This window comes from Pseudomonas sp. C8002, assembly GCF_013385765.1.
Lineage (GTDB): Bacteria > Pseudomonadota > Gammaproteobacteria > Pseudomonadales > Pseudomonadaceae > Aquipseudomonas.
In genome coordinates this window covers 1-17,581 of the sequence record NZ_JACAPJ010000039.1, presented here as the reverse complement: position 1 = coordinate 17,581, position 17,581 = coordinate 1, and the positions used below count along the sequence as shown (strand labels likewise).

Here is a 17,581-nt window from a genome sequence, read left to right as displayed (position 1 = left end):
GCTGTAAGAGCGGAACCAATATCAGCCATAACCGAAGAAACGGATATGCACACCCCCACCATTTACGACCCATCCAAACCAAAAGCGACCCCCTCCGTTGACGCCCCACCCCAAACCCCTATTAAGTACTATTAATCCGCATTAATAGGATCAATCAAACACCATGCTAAGCCGCCCGTTGCGCCGCAAACGCCAGAAGCTCTCCGACGTGATCGTCGAGTCGGTCAAACGCTCCATCGTCACCGACGCCCTGAAGCCCGGCGACCGCTTGCCCACCGAACGCGAACTGATGGAAAGCTTCCAGTGCTCCAAAGGCTCCGCCCGCGAAGCCCTCAAGGCGCTGGAAGTCGAAGGCCTGGTCAACACCCGCACCGGCCCGAGCGGCGGCGCCTATCTCAACCAGGCCGGCACCGAACCCGCCAGCCGCGCCCTGCGCAACTACCTGCACTTCCAGCACCTGGACGGCCAACAGGTCTACCAGCTGCGCAAAGTCATCGAAGTCGAACTCGCCGTCTCGGTCCTGGGCCGCCTGAGCGAAGACGACTACCGCGCCCTCCAGGACAACGTCGATTTCTGCAGCGCCCCCGAAGACAGCGAAGCCGGCCAACGCGAACAACGCATCGCCGAACTCGAATTCCACAACCTGCTGGCCAAGGCATGCCCCAACCCGCTGCTGAGCTTCATGGCGCAATTCCTCAACGACCTGCTGCGCGACCTGGTCGTCCTGAAAAAAGCCTACAAACCCAAGCGCAAGCAATTCGACGCCGCCAACCTCGACTACCACAAACAACTGCTGATCGCCTTCCGAGCCGAAGACGAAGCCACCGTACGCAGCCTGATGCACGAACACATGTGCGACGCCGAACACCACATGACCGCCCTTGAAGGTGAAGTCAGCCCGCACTTTCTGCTGGAGTTCGACCACAACCACTAAGCCGCACCCTCCACCAATAAAAGGCCTGCCCACAGGCCGTGCTCCACCGTATCGCCATTGCCACTCCTGCCAATAACTAATCCAGGGAGTCACCCCATGCAGCGTCGTACGTTGTTGAAAGCCAGTCTCACCGCAGCCGCCGCCCTCAGCCTCCCGCTGAGCGTGCGTTCTGCATTCGCCGCCGAGCCTTTTACCTTTTACGGCCTCAAGTCCATGTCTGGCGCCTTTGCCAGTTATGGCAAATTTGCCGACATGGGTTCACGCCTCGCGGTGGAACAGTATCCCGAGTTGCTCGGCCGCCCGCTGGTCTACAAAGTGATCGACACCGAAGGCAACGCCGGCAAGGCCGTGCGTAAAGTCCAGGAAGCGATCCAGCAGGACGGCGCACGCTTTTTCCAAGGCTGTACCCTGTCGTCTTCGGCACTCGCAGTGGCCAAGGAAGTGAGCAAGGCCGGTGGCGTGTTCATGACCCCGGTGGGCGCCGATGAAGTCACCGGCAAGGACTGCAACAGCGCCACGTTCCGCTGGTCGGTGCCGACCTACGGCGCGATCCGCGAGACCCTCGTGCCGTTGATCAAGCTGCTGCCCGACGCCAAGCGCTGGTACACCATCACCCCGCAATACGTGTTCGGCGAAGCCCTGCTCGAAGGCGCCAAATCGGTGCTGGCCGAGCATGGCCTGGAACACGCCGGCAACAGCTACCACTCGCTGCAGGAGCAGGAGTTCTCCGGCTACCTGACCAATGCCATCGCCGCCAAACCCGATGTGCTGGTACTGCTGAACTTCGGCAGCCAGTCGTCCAACACCCTGCGCCAAGCGGTGAACTTCGGTATCAAGGAGCGCATGAAAGTGTTGCTGGTGTGGTCCGCCGGCCTCGACCAGTTCCAGGAGCTGGGCAGTGACGTACTGGAAGGTGTGTACCTCGGCGCTCAGTACTGGCATCAGGTCGACACCCCGCTCAACCGTGACCTGGTGAAACTCACCAAGGCCAAATACGGCATCAACCCCACTTACCCGCTGGCCGCCGACTACATCAGCACCAAGGTCATGCTCGAAACCATCATCTCCACCGGCAGTTTCGACGGGCCGACCGTGGCCAAGGCCATGCAGGGCCTGAGCTACGAAGGCCCCACCGGCAAGGAGTCGATCCGCGCCGGCGACCATCAGGTGATCAAGGACTACTACCTGCTGGTGGGCAAGGCCGCAGGCGACATGGCCGACAAGGACGATCTGGCCAAGGTGCTCAGCTCCGGCCAGTCGTTCCCGCCGGTGGAAGCCACGGGCTGCGTGCTCGGCTGATCCGCTGAAAATCTACTGGTGACACAGCGCAGGGCCGCTCATGCGGCCGCCTGCCGAGGGTTCCTGCATGCTTAATCTTTACCTGTTCCAGATTCTCAACGGCCTGGGCCTTGGGATGATCTACTTCCTGATCGCGGTCGGCTTGACGATCATTTTCGGCCTGCTGAACTTCGTCAACTTCGCCCACGGTGCGTTCTTTTTGCTGGGTGCCTACATCTGCTACACCGCCGTCAGCCTCACCGGCAGCTTCTGGCTGGCGCTGCTGATTGCGCCGCTGGTGGTGGCCGCGCTGGCCTGGGTGATCGAGCGATTATTGATCCAGCGGATTTATCACTTGCCGCACATGTTCCAGATTCTGGTGACCCTGGGGATTGCCCTGATCATCCAGGAAGCCAGCGTGATGATCTGGGGCCCGGTGGGCAAGAGCGTCGCCGTACCGGAATTGCTGCGCGGGGTGCTGGTGGTGGGCGATTTTGTCTACCCCTACTACCGCCTGTTCCTGATCGTGTTCTCCGGCCTCGTCGGCCTGGGCCTGTGGCTGTTGCTGGAACGCACGCGCTTCGGCGCCCTGGTGCGGGCCGGCAGTGAAAGCACGGAAACCGTGTCCCTGCTGGGCACCAACATTTTCCGCCTGTTCTCCATGACCTTCGCCCTCGGCGTGGCCCTCGCCGGTGTGGCCGGTGTGCTGTTCGCCCCGTTGCGCGGCGCCCAGCCCTTTGTCGGCCCGGAAATCCTCGGCGTGGCGTTCGTGGTGGTGGTGATTGGCGGCATGGGTTCCTTCAGCGGTGCACTGGTGGGCGGCCTGCTGGTCGGCGTGGTGCAAAGCCTGATGACCACACTCTGGCCCCAGGGCGCGAGCCTGATGATCTACGGTGCGATGGCCGTGGTGATCCTGGTGCGTCCTTACGGCCTGTTCGGGAGAGCCTGACATGAGCGAGAAAAATCCCCTGCCGTTCGCCAAGACCCAGTCGCGCTACATGCTGCTGTTGGTGCTCGTGGTATTGATCGGCCTGCCGTTGATTCTGCCCTCGGCGACCCTGGCCACCGAGATCCTGATATTTGCCATGGCCGCCCTCGCCTGCAACCTGCTGCTGGGTTACACCGGGCTGCTGTCGTTCGGCCAAGGCATCTTCTTCGGGGCCGGCGCCTACTGCGCGGCGCTGTTGATGATTCACCTGCAACTGGGGCTGTTCAGCGCACTGCTGGGTGCCGCCGTCGCCGGTGGTTTCCTGGCTTTCCTGGTGGGCGCCCTGGCGATCCGCCGCACCGGCATTTACTTCGTGATGCTGACCCTGGCCTTCAGCCAGATGGCCTACTTCGTCGCCTACACCCTGAGCGACTGGACCGGCGGCGACAACGGCCTGCTCAGCGTGCCGCGCCCGGAAATCCGCATCGGTGACACGGTGCTGTTGTCCCTCACCGATGCCCGTGCGTTCTACGGGTTTGTCGCGGTGCTGTTCCTGTTGATCTTCATCGGCGCCCGCCGGGTGATCGCCTCGCCATTCGGCAGCACGCTGATGGCGATTCGCGAAAACGAAACCCGCGCTTCGGCCATCGGCTATGACACCCGCCACTTCAAGATCCTGGTGTTCGTACTGTCCGGCGCCGTCACCGGGATTGCCGGGGCGCTGTACGCGATGCTGCTGCACTTTGTGCCGCTGTCGAACATCGACCTGGCGATGTCCGAAAACATCCTGATCATGACCATCGTCGGCGGCACCGGCTCGCTGTTCGGCTCGTTGCTGGGCGCCGGTTCCATCGTGCTGCTGGGGGACTTCCTTTCCGATCTGTGGCCGCGCTGGCTGATGCTGCTGGGGGTGATCCTGATCCTGGTGGTGATCTTCATGCGCGGCGGTTTGTGGGGCGGTCTGTCGACCCTGTTCGACCGTGTGCGCGGCAGCCGCAAGGCCGACGTTGTGACCAAGGAGAAGCTGTCATGAGCATCCTGCTGGAAACCAAGAACCTGGAACTGGCCTACGGTGCGTTCCACGCGGTGAACGGCGTCAACCTCAAGGTCGAAGCCGGCACCATCCACACCATCATCGGTCCCAATGGCGCGGGCAAGACCAGTTTGTTCCACTGCCTGACCGGCGAACGCCAGGCCACCGCCGGGGCAATTCATTTCGACGGCAAGAACCTGATGCGCAAACCGGCCCACGGCCGCGTCGGCCTGGGCATGGCGCGCTCGTTCCAGCTCACCAGCCTGTTCCAGAACCTCAGCGTGCGCGAAAACCTGCGCCTGGCCGCCCAGGGTCGCGACGGCGCCCGCGCGCTGAACTTCTGGCGCCGGGTCGACAGCAAGCGCGAACACCTGGAAATGGCCGACCAGGTGCTGGAACGCCTGCAACTCACCGCCCGCGCCGACACCCTGGCCGGCGAGTTGTCCCACGGCCAGCAGCGGGTATTGGAAGTCGGCATGTCGATCTGCTCCAGACCCAAGCTGCTGATGCTCGACGAACCCACCTCGGGCATGGGCATCGACGACATCCCGATCATGACCCAACTGATCAGCGACCTCGGCCGCGACCATACCGTGCTGCTGATCGAGCACAACATGAGCATCGTCATGTCCATCAGCCAACGCATCACCGTGATGAGCCACGGCCAGATCCTGGTGGAAGGCACACCGGAATTCGTGCGCGCCGACGAGCGCGTGCGCACCGCCTACCTGGGAGAAGCCGCCTGATGCTGACCGTCGACAATATCCACTCCTACTACGACAAGAGCCACGTCCTTGAAGGCGTGTCCCTGACCGTCAACCCTGGCGAACTGGTGACCCTGTTGGGGCGCAACGGCGCCGGCAAGACCACCACCCTGCGCAGCATCCTCGGGATCATCTGCCCGCGCCAGGGCCAGATTCACTTCAACGGCCAGCCGCTGGTGGGGCAGAAAATCTTCGAAATCGCCCGCCAGGGCCTGGCGCTGGTGCCGGAGAACCGCGGGATTTTCCGCCTGCTCACGGTGGAGGAAAACCTGCGCATTGCCGTGCGCAAGACCAGCCGCTGGCAGATGGAAGACGTGTACGGCATGTTCCCGCGCCTCAGGGAGCGCCGTAAAAACGCCGGCCACGCGCTGTCCGGCGGTGAGCAACAGATGCTCGCCATCGCCCGCGCGCTGCTCAACGACCCCAAGCTGCTCATCCTCGATGAGCCCACCGAAGGCCTCGCGCCGGTGATCGTCGACGAGCTGGTGAAGATCCTGCGCAAGGTCAAGGAAGACGGCCTGCCGGTGCTGCTGGTGGAACAGAACCTGATGGTCTGCGACAAGCTCGCCGACCGCCATTACGTCCTCGAACAGGGCCGCGTGGTGTACGAAGGCAGTGCCGAAGCCTTCCGCGCCGACCCGACGATCAAGAACCGTTACCTGGCCCTGAGTGCCTGACCGGAGACTGCTGATGAATAGTTTTGCGCAACCGCTCCAGAGCAACGCCCCGCTGATCAACCGCGAGCGCCTGTGGCAATCGCTGATGGACCTCGCCCGCCTCGGCGCCACACCCAAAGGCGGCGTGTGCCGCCTGGCCCTTACCGACCTCGACCGCCAGGCCCGCGACCTGTTCGTGCAATGGTGCGAAGCCGCCGGGTGCAGCGTCAGCGTTGACGCCATCGGCAATATCTTTGCCCGCCGTGCCGGGCGTAATCCGGCACTGGCGCCGGTGATGACCGGCAGCCATATCGACACCCAGCCTACCGGCGGCAAGTTCGACGGTTGCTACGGCGTGATGGCCGGCCTGGAGGTGATCCGCACCCTCAATGATTTGAACATCGAGACCGAAGCGCCAATTGAAGTGGTGGTGTGGACCAACGAAGAAGGCTCGCGATTCCCGCCGTGCATGATGGGTTCCGGGGTGTTCGCCGGTAAGTTCGACCTGCAGGAAACCCTCGACAAACAGGACGAGCAAGGACTGTCGGTGGGCGCTGAATTGCAGCGCATCGGCTACGCCGGCTCCCGCGCCGTGCTGGGCCACCCGGTGGGCGCCTATTTCGAGGCGCATATCGAGCAGGGCCCGGTGCTGGAAGACCAGGCCACCACCATCGGCGTGGTCATGGGCTGCCTGGGCCAGAAGTGGTTCGACCTGACGCTCACTGGCGTCGAAGCCCACGCGGGCCCGACGCCAATGCACCTGCGCAAGGACGCACTGGTAGGCGCGGCGCAGGTGGTCAGCGCGGTGAATCGCATCGCCCACGAACAACAACCCCATGCCTGCGGCACCGTCGGTTGCCTGAGCCTGCATCCCGGCTCGCGCAACGTGATTCCCGGCCAGGTGCACATGACCATCGACCTGCGCCACCTGCACGCCGACAAGCTGCAAGCGATGGTCGACGAAGTGCGCCAGGTGATCGAAGCCACCGCCGAGCAACACGGCTTGAGCTTTGAGCTGACACCCACTGCCGACTTCCCGCCGCTGGATTTCAACCCTGCCTGTGTCAACGCCGTGCGTGATGGCGCGAGCAGCCTGGGCCTGAGCCATATGGACATCGTCAGCGGCGCCGGGCATGACGCGATCTTCGTCGCCGAACTGGGCCCGGCCGGAATGATCTTTGTGCCGTGCGAAGGCGGCATCAGCCATAACGAAATCGAGAACGCCGCGCCGGATGACCTGGCGGCGGGCTGCGCGGTGTTGCTGCGGGCCATGGTCAACGCGGCGCAAGGAGGTAAAGCGGCATGACGGATATCGCCAACCTGACCGCAGTTGAGCTGCTGGCCCGCTATCGGGATAAAAGCCTGTCGCCGGTGGAGGTCACCGAAGACGCATTGCTGCGGATCGAACGCTACAACCCGGCGGTCAACGCCTACTGCCACGTCGACCCGGAAGGCGCCTTGAAGGCGGCGCGGGATTCGGAACAGCGCTGGCTCAAGGGCCAGCCGTGCGGGGCCCTGGACGGTGTGCCCTCCTCCATCAAGGACCTGACGCAGACCATCGGCATGCCGACGCGCAAGGGTTCGCGTACCACATCCGCCGAGGGTCGATGGGATGTGGATGCGCCCTTCTCGGCCTTCATGCGCAAGGCCGGCGCGGTATTGCTGGGCAAGACCACCACACCGGAATTCGGCTGGAAAGGCGTCACCGATAACCCGCTGTATGGCATTACCCGCAACCCGTGGGACACGCGCATGACGGCGGGCGGTTCGTCCGGTGGTGCCGGTGCGGCGGCGGCCTTGAACCTCGGCGTGCTGCACCAGGGCAGCGATGCCGGCGGCTCGATCCGGATCCCCTGTGCCTTCACCGGCACCTTCGGCATCAAGCCGACCTTCGGTTATGTGCCGCAATGGCCGGCCAGTTCGATGACGATTCTGTCGCACCTGGGGCCGATGACCCGCACCGTGGAAGACTCGGTGCTGATGCTGCAAACCATCGCCCAGCCGGATGCGCGGGATGGTTTGATCGGCGCGCCCCGGACCACGCCATGGTTGCACGCCGGGGCTGATTTGAAGGGGCTGCGTATCGCCTATAGCCCGAACTTCGGTTATGTCGATGTGGACCCGCAAGTGGCCAGGGTGGTCGCCCAGGCGGTAGAAGGCCTGGTGCAGCTGGGCGCGCAGGTTGAACAGATTGATCCGGGGTTCAGTGATCCGCTGGAGGTGTTCAATACTTTATGGTTTGCCGGTGCAGCACGCCTGGCCGGGCCGTTGAGCGATGCGCAGCGGCAATTGATGGACCCGGGGTTGCTGCGCATTGCCCGACTGGGCGAGCAGATCAGCCTCAGCGATTACAGCGCTGCGCTGGAAGCACGGGCAGCGCTCGTGGCGCGCATGGCGGCATTCCATGAGCATTACGATGTGCTGGTTTCGCCGATGATGCCGATCACCGCGTTCGAGGCCGGGCACAATGTGCCGCCGGGTTCGGGACTAGGGGAATGGATGGAGTGGACGCCGTTTACCTATCCCTTCAACCTGACCCAGCAACCGGCGGCGTCGGTGCCGTGCGGGTTGGCGGCCAATGGGTTGCCGGTGGGGCTGCATGTGGTGGGGGCGCGGTTTGCGGATGAGCAGGTGCTGAGAGTTTGCCAGGCGTATGCCAAGGCTTTTCCAACCGAGCACCTGCAAGCCCCCAAAACCCCAACTTGAAATGCAATCAAACTGTGGGAGCGGGCTTGCTCGCGAAGGCGGTGTGTCAGTCACCGGATATCTTGACTGACACACCGCCTTCGCGAGCAAGCCCGCTCCCACATTTTTTGCCCGCATTCCAGTCATCAGCCCCTACAATGACCCCTATTCTCCAAGGGGCCCTTATGGACATCGAACTGGCACGCACCTTCCTCGAAATCACCCGCTGCGGCAGCCTCGCCGCGGCGGCCGAGAAACTGCACGTCACCCAGACGGCAATCACCGCCCGGGTCAAAAACCTCGAAAGCCAGCTCAACAGCACCCTGTTCGTGCGCAACCGCGCCGGTGCCCGCCTGACCCCGGACGGCGAGGCGTTCGTGGTCTACGCCAACCAGCTTGTCCAGACCTGGGAAGCCGCACGCCGCGACCTGCCATTACCCGACGGCTACCGCAACGTGCTGCACATCGGTGGCGAAGTCAGCCTGTGCAACCCGCTGATGCTCGGCTGGGCCCAGGCCTTGCGGGAACACATTCCCGGCCATGCCCTGCGCACCGAGATTCGCGAAGGCGAGTACTTGTTGCGCCAGCTGGAACTGGGGGTGCTGGACGCCGCGCTGGTGTTCCAGCCGCAATACTGGCCGGGGTTGCAGGTGGAGCAGGTGCTGGAAGAAAAACTGATCCTGGTGCAACTGGCCGCCCGGCCCGAGCCCTACGTGTATATCGACTGGGGCCAGGGCTTTCGCCAGCAGCACGACGCCGCACTGCCGGACAAGGCCCGCGCAGCCCTGAGTTTCAATCTGGGGCCACTGGCGTTGCAGTACATCCTGGAAAACGGCGGTGCCGGGTATTTCCGCACGCGGGTGGTACAGAGCTACCTCGACAACGGTGTGATGGAACGGGTGCCCAAGGCGCCGGAGTTCAGCTTCCCGACGTACCTGGTGTATTCCCGCGAGCGCGACTCGGCGGTTTTGCAGCAGGCGCTGGGGTTGCTGCGGGCGGTGGTGGAGGCCGAAAAGGATTGGTCGCAGCGCTGGGATCCGGTGATTTGAAGCCGTGCCCATGGTAGCCTCAGGTTGTTTTCTCCTGGTTCCCCCCTGCCGATGAACAAGAAAAAGTCCGTCACCATCAGCGACATCGCCAAACGGGTCAACATGACCACCATCACGGTGTCCCGGGCGCTGAGCAAACCCGACCTGGTCAAGCCCGCCACCCTGGCGCGGATTCTCGAAGTGGCGCGGGAGCTGGACTATGTGCCCAACGCCTTTGCCCGCGGGCTCAAGCGCAGTGAAAGCCTGATCATCGGCGTGATCACCGCTTCGGTCGACAACCCCTTCTACAGCGAGATGATCAAGGCGATTTCCCGCGAGGCGAAAAAGCACGGCTACACCATCATGCTGGTGGATACCGACGAACTGGAAGAACTGGAAAGCAAGGCAGTCGACACACTGCTGGGCTACCGCGTGGCGGGGATCATCCTGTCGCCGGTCTCCGACGAGCCCAGCTACCAGCCGGACTATCTGGAGCGCCTGGGTAACGGCAAGACGCCGGTGGTGCTGCTCGATCGCACGATCCACGACAGCCCCTTCAGCCGTGTGGTGCTGGACAACTATCACAGCGGCATCGAGGCGGCGCAGTACCTGGTGCGGCAAACCCCGAACCTCAAGCGCCTGCTGGTGCTGACCGGGCCCGAGCATTCGCGCATCACCATGGAACGCCTCAAGGGCCTGAAAGAAGTCCTTGCCGAGCACCCTCAGGTGCACGTTGAAGTGTGTGCCGGTGACTACACGCTGATGCCCTCCTACCTGCACACCCTCGACTACCTGGCCGAGCACTCGGCGCCGGACGCGATCATGGGCTTCAACCAGTTGATCACCCTCGGCGCGCTGCGTGCGCTGCGCATGCACAACATCCCCCATGACAGCCTGACCATCTGCGGCATCGACCGCCTGCCCTTTGCCGATATCTTCGGCGTGCCGATTGCCTGCGTGGCCCACGACGCGTCACTGGCCGGCAGCAGCGCGGTGCGGCTGCTGCTGGACCGTCTCGAAGACCCGCACAAACCGCGGGACAAGGTGGTGATCGCCGGCAAGCTGGAGAACGGCTAGCGGCTGGTGTAGCCGCCGTCGATCGGCAGGCTGACGCCGCTGATCATGCTGGCGGCATCGCTCAGCAGGAACAACACCGGCAGGGCCACTTCCGCCGTTTCGGCAAATCGCCCCAGGGGAATCGCCGCCAATGCCGGGTCGCGCTTGGCGGGCGCCGACCAGGCCATCTGTGCCATGGGCGTGAGGGTGACGGTGGGGTTGACGCTGTTGACGCGAATTCCGAAGCGGCCCCATTCGGCGCATTGCACGCGGGTGATGGCGTCCAGTGCGGCCTTGGAGGCGCAGTAGCCGAGGTGATCGTCCAGCGCCACGAGTGAGGCCTGGCTTGAGACGTTGACGATGCTGCCGGGAATCTTCGCTTCAATCATCGCCGCAGCGATACGGCTGGCGACCTGGGCCGCGGCGCGGGCGTTGACATTCATCACCTGGTCGAAGGCTTCGGCGCTGATGGCCGCGGCGGGTTCCAGGCGGGAAATGCCGGCGCAGTTGACCAGTCCATGCATCGGCGGCAGGCCTTGCAGGGCCAGGTCCAGGGCGGCGCTGTTGGCGATGTCCAGGCACAGGGTTTCGCAACCGAGCTGGGCCAGGGCCTGAGCGTCGCGGCCCAGGGCAAACACCTGGGCGCCGCTGGCGATCAGTTGGAGGGCAATTTCCCGGCCGATGCCGCTGCTGGCGCCGGTGACGAGGATGCGCTGCTTGGTGAAGTCAAAAATAGCGTTCATGGTTCACGATCTCTAAAACGATGGAGATCCCATGTGGGAGCGGGCTTGCTCGCGAATGCGGTGGGTCAGGCAATAAATCCGGCACTGATACACCGTATTCGCGAGCAAGCCCGCTCCCACATTTGGATCAGTGTTCGCTTAATTCAATTGCAAGCTGTGCATCACCGGTTTCAAGGCCGGATACAGCTCCAGATAGCTGGCAAACGCCCGGTCATACACCCCGACATTCCCCGCCTCCGGCTCCGCCCGCAGCTCCAACTGCACCCAACCTTTCTCCATCTGCCGGTCATCCACCAACCCCACCGCATGGGCCGCCAACAACGCCGCGCCCATGGCCGCCTCCACCTCTTGCACAATGGTGTAGACCGGGAAGTGGGTGATGTCCGCAATAATCTGCATCCACAAATCCGAATGGCTCGCCCCACCCACCACAATCAGCCGTGGATCAAGGGAATGCGCCCCACGGGTGCCCGCTTCGATATTGTGCCGCAGGGCAAAACTCACCCCTTCGAGCACTGCGCGGTACAGGTGGATCCGGCTGTGATACAGGTTCAGCCCGACAAAGCTGCCGCTGGCGCGGTCATCCCACACCGGGCTGCGTTCGCCCATGAGATACGGCAGGAACAACAGCCCTTCGCTGCCCGCCGGGATCTTCGCGGCGCTCTGCTCCAGCAGCCACAAACTGTCCTGGCCAGTCTCTTTCGCCTGCTGCTCCTCAGCCTGGCAGAACTGTTCGCGAAACCAGCTCACCGACGCCCCGGCGGTGATCGCACCACCGAAGATGTACAGGTCCTGATGGCCGTTATAGACGTGGGGCATGCTCACCAGGCCATGGCGCGCATCCACCTGCTGATTGAGATAACCCCAGCACATGCTGGTGCCAATCATCGCCACGTGATTGCCCGGCCGCGTCACCCCGGCCGCCAATGTGGCCATGGCCGCATCCACGCCCCCGGCCAGGATCGGCGTGCCGGCCTGCAAGCCCAGCCGCCGGGCCCATTCCTCCAGCAAACCACCGACCACTTCACCGGAATACAGCAAACGCTCCGGCATCATCGCCAACGGAATCCCAAGCGCCGCCAGCATCTCGGCCGACCAGCCGCGCCGGGCCACATCGTAGACGCCACCGATATTGCCGGCGCTGCTGTGGTCCACCGCCAACTCCCCGGTCAGGCACCAGTTGATGTAGCTGTTGGGCGGCAGCAGGTAGCGGGTGTTGGCCCACACCTGCGGCTGGTGCTGCTTGAGCCAGAGCATCTTGGTGAAACCGTAGTAGCTGTCCACCGAGTTGCCGGTGACCGCAAACAGCCGCTCCAGGTCCACATGCTCGCGCACCCACTCCACTTGCTCGCCCGCGCGCCGGTCCATCCAGATCAGGCACGGGTGCAGCGGCGTGATCTGCGCGTCCACAGCAATTCCGGAGCCGCCATACAGGCTGCTGATGCACAGCGCCTTGACCTGCTCTTTCGCCACGCCGGCCTTCGCCATGCACTGGGCGACGCAGGCCTCCACCGCATCCAGCCAGACCTGCGGCCACTGCTCGGCCCAGCGCACTTTCGGGGTATCCACGCGATACCCCTGGCTGTGCTGGGCGATGATCAGGCCGTCCGCATCCACCAGCAACGCCTTGGTGCTTTGCGTGCCGATGTCCACACCCATTACGTAGTTCATGTCAGAGCACCGGCTTCAGCAGCACCTTGATCGACTTGGTCGAGTTGGCCAGCTCAAACGCTTCGGCCCAGCTGTCCAGCCCGAAGTCATGGGTCACGATGCCCTTGGACGTCACCAGGCCACGCTCGAACAAGTCGATGGCCACCGGGTAGCAATACGGCCCCAGGTGCGCACCGCGTACGTCCAGCTCCTTGCGGTCGCCGATGATCGACCAGTCGGCGCTGGTCTCGGCGCCAAACACGCTGAACTCGACAAACCGGCCGAGCTTGCGAATCAGATCCAGGCCCTGGGTAACGCCCGCCGGTACGCCGGTGGTTTCGATGTACACGTCGCAGCCGTAGTTGTCGGTCAGGCTATTGATGATCTCCCGGGCGTTATCCCGGGACGGGTTGATCACTACGTCGGCACCGTACTGCTTCGCCAGTTCCAGGCGCTCGTCGACCATGTCGATCACCACCAGTTTCTTCGGCGTTTTTAGCGCTGCCACCTGCACCATGCACAGGCCCAGGGTGCCGGCACCGGCGATCACCAGCACGTCATCCAGCTGGATCTCACCGCGGTTGACGGTGTGAATCGCGCAGGACATCGGCTCGATCAGCGCCGAATCTTCCAGGGACACCGACTCCGGAATCTTGTGCACGATGGCAGTCTTGGGAATACGCATGTACTGGGCCATGCCACCCTCGGCGACTTCACGCTGGAAGCCGAAGATGTTGTGCACCTCGCACATCCAGTACTTGCCGGACTTGCAGAAGCGGCACTTGCCACATGGCACGATCTGCTCGGCGATCACCTTGTCGCCGACCTTCACCTCAAAGTGCTCCTCGGCGCCCTCGCCCGCTTCCACCACGTAGCCAAAGAACTCGTGCCCCGGCACCACCGGGGCCTTGACCCACGGGTTGTCGCCGCCCCAGAACATCGCGGCGCCCGAGTGGCATTTGCAGTCACTGGCGCAGATGCCGCAGGCGGCGATGCGAATCACCAGTTCATTGACCCGCGCCTGGGGTTTGCTGATGCGTTCCAGGCGGTAGTCTTTCGGGCCGTGGCAGACGACGGCTTGCATTTGGTTGTGCTTTTCCATGATGTGCGGACCTTTCTTGAGCATGAGAGAACCCATCGCGGCCACCATGGCCGCGTGGAGATAACCGGTTTACTTGTGGCGCTGACGGCTGATAAAGATCGCCAGCAAAATGATCCCGCCCTTGATCACGCTCTGGACATAGGGCGAGACCCCGAGCATGTTCAAGCCGTTGTTCAACACCCCCAGCAGCATGGCGCCGAGCAAGGTGCCGACGATTACCCCGCGCCCACCGGCAATCGAGGCGCCGCCCAGGACCACCGCGGCAATCGCATCGAGTTCGAACGACACCCCGGCATTCGGCTGGCCGCTCATCAAGCGTGAGGTCAGCACCAGCCCGGCAATCGCGGCGGTCAAACCGCTGATGCCATACACCAGCAATTTGAAGCGCGCCGCCCGCACGCCGGACAGGCGTACCGCTTCCTCGTTGCCGCCGATCGCGTAGATATAGCGGCCGATGCGGGTGTGTTGCAGCAGCACATACGCCGCCAGGTACGTCACCAACATGATCAGGATCGGCACCGAAATGCCGAACAGGCTTTCGCGGCCAAAGAAGCCGAACCACTCCGGCAAACCGGAAATCGGATAGCCGTCGGTGTACATCAGGCCGAACCCGCGGGCGATGCCCATGGTCGCCAGGGTGACGATGATCGGCGGCATGTGCAGGTAGGCGACGAACAGGCCATTGCCGATGCCGAACGCCACGCCGACCAGCATCCCGGCGCCAATCGCCAGGCCCGGCGGCAAGCCTGCGACCATCAAGCCGGCGGTCAAGGTGCCGGACAACGCCATCACCGGCCCCACCGACAAATCGATGCCGCCGGTGAGAATCACGCAGGTCATGCCCACCGCGATAATCGCGTTGATCGACACCTGGCGCGCGATGTTCGACAGGTTGTTGGCCGTCAGGAAGTTATCGCTGGCGAAGATCATCACCAACGTCACCACCAGCAGCCCGACAAAGGGATAGAACGCCGGTGAGCGAATCAGCCGCGCCAGGTTCAGGCGCAGCCGGCCAGGCCCCACGGCATTAATGGACGTATTCACTTGAGCCCCCTGTTGCATGGCGCATGACCTCTTGAGGATTGACGGCAGACGCTTCCAGTACCTTGACGATGGCGCCCTTGTGGAACACCGCGACGCGGTCGCACATGCCGATGACTTCCGGCAGTTCCGAGGAAATCATGATGATTGCGTAGCCCTGTTCGGTGAGGCTGCGCATCAGTGCGTAGATCTGTGCCTTGGCACCGACGTCGATGCCACGGGTGGGTTCGTCGAACACCAGCACGTCGCAGTGATGGTTGATCCAGCGGGCAATCACGACTTTCTGCTGGTTGCCGCCGCTGAGGTTGAACACCCGGCTCTCGCCGCTGGGGGCCTTGATCGACAGCTGGCGCATCAGCGCTTCAACGCTGGCGCATTCCTTGTCCTTGTCGATCAGGCCGCTGGCGTTCTGGTATTTGGGCAGGTTGTTGAGGGAGATGTTTTCGCGAATGCTGAAATCGGTGATCAGCCCTTCGGTCTTGCGGCTTTCCGGCAGCAGGCCGATGCCATGGGCCAAGGCCTGGGCCGGGTCGTCGAGGGTGATTTGTTCACCCCGCAGCCACACGTCTTTGCTCACCGACGGCAGCGCGCCCATCATGCCCAGCGCCAATTCGGTACGCCCGGAACCCACCAGGCCGGCAAAGCCGAGAATCTCGCCCTTGTGCAATTCAAAGTGGTTATGGGGGCCGTTGCGCACCAACTGGATGTCCTTGACCTCCAGCAGCAGCGGCCCGCGTGCGGCGGTGGGCTTGGGCGGAAAACTGCACTCCAGGCGCCGCCCGACCATCATTTCCACCAGGCGGTCGATATCGCTGTCGGCCACATCGGTGACGCCCACATTGCCGCCGTCGCGCAGCACGCTGATGCGGTCGCAGACCTGGAAAATCTCCTCCAGGTGGTGGGAAATAAAAATCACCGCCACCCCCTGGCGCTTGAGTTCACGCATGATTTCGAACAGCAGCTCGGCTTCGCTCGGCGTGAGGGTGGCGGTGGGTTCGTCGAGCACCAGCAGCCGCGCGTCCAGGGCCAGCGCCTTGGCGATCTCGACGAATTGCTGCTCGGCCACGCTCAGGTGCCTGACCGCGCATTGCAGGTCAATACTGACACCGAGGCGCTTGAACAACGCCTCGCTGGCCTCGACCATTTCGCGCTTGCGCAACAGGCCAAAACGGTTGCTCAGCTCATGGCCGAGGAAGATATTTTCCACCGCCGTGAGGTAGGGAATCAGGCTGAATTCCTGGAACACAATGCCGATGCCGGCGGCAATCGCATCACGATACGTCGCGAACTGCCGAGCCTCGCCGTCGATCAGGATCTGCCCTTCGTCCTGGTGCTCGACCCCGCCAAGGATCTTCATCAAGGTCGATTTGCCTGCACCGTTTTCCCCGAGCAAGGCATGAATCTCGCCGCGCTGCACTTCCAGGTTGATCGCCTTGAGGGCTTGCACCCCCGGGTAGCGCTTACAGATATTTTCCAGCTTCAGAAGACTGCTCATACCGCCGACCTCATATTCAGATGGATGACCTGTGCCCCACGCCTGGCGTGGGGCCTGGGTGTTTTACCAACTGAAATCCTTGGCCTTGGCCTGGTCGATCAGGGTGATGTCCACCGGGATCGTGGCCGGTACTTGCGAGCCCCACTTCTTGGCCAGGGCGATGCCCAGGGCGAGGCGGATCTGGTCACGGGGGTATTGCGCGGAGGTGGCGATGAATTTGCTGCCGGGTTTCTGGATGGCCTTGATCGCTTCCGGTGCGCCGTCGACGCTCACCAGCTTGACATCCAGGCCACTGGCTTCGATGGCCGAGAGTGCGCCGAGGGAACCGTTGTCGTTGACGCTGAAAATGCCCTTGAGGGTGGGCTGGGCCTGCAGCATGTTTTCGGTGACGGTCAGCGCCTGGTCACGTTCCTGCTTGCCGTTCTGGATGCTCACGATCTTGATGTCCGGGTGCTTGGCCACGGCCTCCTTGCAACCGCGCACGCGCTCCAGGATCGGTACCACGGCGATGCCGTCGAGGATGGCGATATTGCCCTTGTCGCCGATGTTCTTGGCCAGGTATTCGCAGGCCTGGAAGCCGGCGTCGAAGTTCTTCGAGCCGACGAAGGAGTCCAGTGGGCCTTCGGCCTGGGCGTCGACGGCGACCACGACTACGCCGGCGGCGTGGGCGGATTTGACGGCTGATTGCACGCCGACGGAATCGGTGGGGTTGATCAGCAGGATGTCGATGCCCTTTTGCAGCATGTCTTCGACGTCGCTGACCTGTTTGGACACGTCGTGGCGGGCGTCGGTGATGATCAACTGCGCACCGATGGTCGCCCCGGCTTCCTGCAGGGCGTCTTTCATGGTGACGAAGTAAGGGTTGTTGATTTCCTGGAAGGACGCGCCGATGCGGATGGGGGCGGGTTTGGTGTCGGCCAGTGCCAGGCCAGCGGTGCCAAGATTGATGCTCAGAGCCAACAAACACAGGGTTTTCGGAAGCATTTTCATGGTGGGGATCTCTGTTTTGTTTTTATTTTTAGAGCAAATGTTATCGTTAACATTTTGTAAGAAGCTAGCAAAGAAATTGGGGGGTCGCAAGGGGTGTTTGATCGGTGGTGGCGGGTGTGGTGGACATATCCGTTGCTGCGGTAACGGCCGCTTATGGTTCCGCTCTTACAGCGGCTCACTTTTGAAAAGCGCAAAAGT

The 17,581-nt window shown here is 63.1% G+C and carries 16 protein-coding genes; 10 read left to right on the top strand and 6 right to left on the bottom strand.

Going from position 1 to position 17,581, the window contains the following annotated elements:
* The first annotated feature begins 163 nt into the window (after positions 1-163).
* The 10 genes from HX814_RS29170 to HX814_RS29125 all read left to right on the top strand — a co-directional run bounded on the left by HX814_RS29170 (position 164) and on the right by HX814_RS29125 (position 10,383).
* Positions 164-934, top strand: coding sequence for a FadR/GntR family transcriptional regulator (locus tag HX814_RS29170; RefSeq protein ID WP_008430577.1), 771 nt, complete (start codon positions 164-166; stop codon positions 932-934).
* 96 nt (positions 935-1,030) lie between these two features.
* The gene (locus tag HX814_RS29165) at positions 1,031-2,233 is read left to right on the top strand and encodes an ABC transporter substrate-binding protein (RefSeq protein WP_177010116.1); all 1,203 of its coding nucleotides are present in this window, start codon (positions 1,031-1,033) and stop codon (positions 2,231-2,233) included.
* Between the two features lie 67 nt (positions 2,234-2,300).
* Positions 2,301-3,161, top strand: coding sequence for a branched-chain amino acid ABC transporter permease (locus HX814_RS29160; protein ID WP_003215751.1), 861 nt, complete (start codon positions 2,301-2,303; stop codon positions 3,159-3,161).
* A 1-nt stretch (position 3,162) separates the two neighbouring features.
* On the top strand, positions 3,163-4,173 hold the full coding sequence (locus tag HX814_RS29155; protein WP_087694650.1) for a branched-chain amino acid ABC transporter permease: 1,011 nt from the start codon (positions 3,163-3,165) through the stop codon (positions 4,171-4,173).
* Positions 4,170-4,919: an ABC transporter ATP-binding protein gene (locus HX814_RS29150; RefSeq protein ID WP_003215756.1), complete on the top strand. Its 750-nt coding sequence runs from the start codon at positions 4,170-4,172 to the stop codon at positions 4,917-4,919. The genes HX814_RS29155 and HX814_RS29150 overlap by 4 nt, the downstream gene beginning before the upstream one ends.
* Positions 4,919-5,614 (top strand): ABC transporter ATP-binding protein, encoded by a 696-nt coding sequence (locus tag HX814_RS29145; RefSeq protein WP_003215757.1) that lies wholly within the window; start codon positions 4,919-4,921, stop codon positions 5,612-5,614. Before HX814_RS29150 ends, HX814_RS29145 begins: the two co-directional genes overlap by 1 nt.
* 13 nt (positions 5,615-5,627) lie before the next feature.
* On the top strand, positions 5,628-6,899 hold the full coding sequence (locus tag HX814_RS29140; protein ID WP_134326235.1) for a Zn-dependent hydrolase: 1,272 nt from the start codon (positions 5,628-5,630) through the stop codon (positions 6,897-6,899).
* Complete coding sequence (locus HX814_RS29135) at positions 6,896-8,299, top strand: amidase (RefSeq protein WP_003215761.1); 1,404 nt, start codon at positions 6,896-6,898, stop codon at positions 8,297-8,299. Before HX814_RS29140 ends, HX814_RS29135 begins: the two co-directional genes overlap by 4 nt.
* A 164-nt stretch (positions 8,300-8,463) precedes the next feature.
* Complete coding sequence (locus tag HX814_RS29130) at positions 8,464-9,327, top strand: LysR family transcriptional regulator (RefSeq protein ID WP_177010115.1); 864 nt, start codon at positions 8,464-8,466, stop codon at positions 9,325-9,327.
* A gap of 51 nt (positions 9,328-9,378) precedes the next feature.
* Positions 9,379-10,383, top strand: coding sequence for a LacI family DNA-binding transcriptional regulator (locus HX814_RS29125; RefSeq protein ID WP_003215765.1), 1,005 nt, complete (start codon positions 9,379-9,381; stop codon positions 10,381-10,383).
* Here the strand turns inward: HX814_RS29125 and HX814_RS29120 are convergent.
* From HX814_RS29120 to HX814_RS29095, 6 genes are all read right to left on the bottom strand, one after another.
* Entirely contained in the window at positions 10,380-11,105 is a 726-nt protein-coding gene (locus tag HX814_RS29120) for an SDR family oxidoreductase (RefSeq protein ID WP_003215767.1), read from the bottom strand. The two genes, HX814_RS29125 and HX814_RS29120, sit on opposite strands and share 4 nt — an antisense overlap.
* A gap of 138 nt (positions 11,106-11,243) precedes the next feature.
* A complete protein-coding gene (locus tag HX814_RS29115) occupies positions 11,244-12,776 on the bottom strand; it encodes an FGGY-family carbohydrate kinase (protein ID WP_177010114.1) in 1,533 nt (510 codons plus the stop codon).
* Between the two features lies 1 nt (position 12,777).
* Positions 12,778-13,857: an alcohol dehydrogenase catalytic domain-containing protein gene (locus HX814_RS29110; RefSeq protein WP_032898587.1), complete on the bottom strand. Its 1,080-nt coding sequence runs from the start codon at positions 13,855-13,857 to the stop codon at positions 12,778-12,780.
* Between the two features lie 69 nt (positions 13,858-13,926).
* Positions 13,927-14,919: an ABC transporter permease gene (locus HX814_RS29105; protein ID WP_003215773.1), complete on the bottom strand. Its 993-nt coding sequence runs from the start codon at positions 14,917-14,919 to the stop codon at positions 13,927-13,929.
* A complete protein-coding gene (locus HX814_RS29100) occupies positions 14,885-16,393 on the bottom strand; it encodes a sugar ABC transporter ATP-binding protein (protein WP_008430598.1) in 1,509 nt (502 codons plus the stop codon). Before HX814_RS29100 ends, HX814_RS29105 begins: the two co-directional genes overlap by 35 nt.
* Before the next feature lie 63 nt (positions 16,394-16,456).
* On the bottom strand, positions 16,457-17,383 hold the full coding sequence (locus tag HX814_RS29095) for a substrate-binding domain-containing protein (protein WP_003215780.1): 927 nt from the start codon (positions 17,381-17,383) through the stop codon (positions 16,457-16,459).
* Positions 17,384-17,581 lie beyond the last annotated feature (198 nt).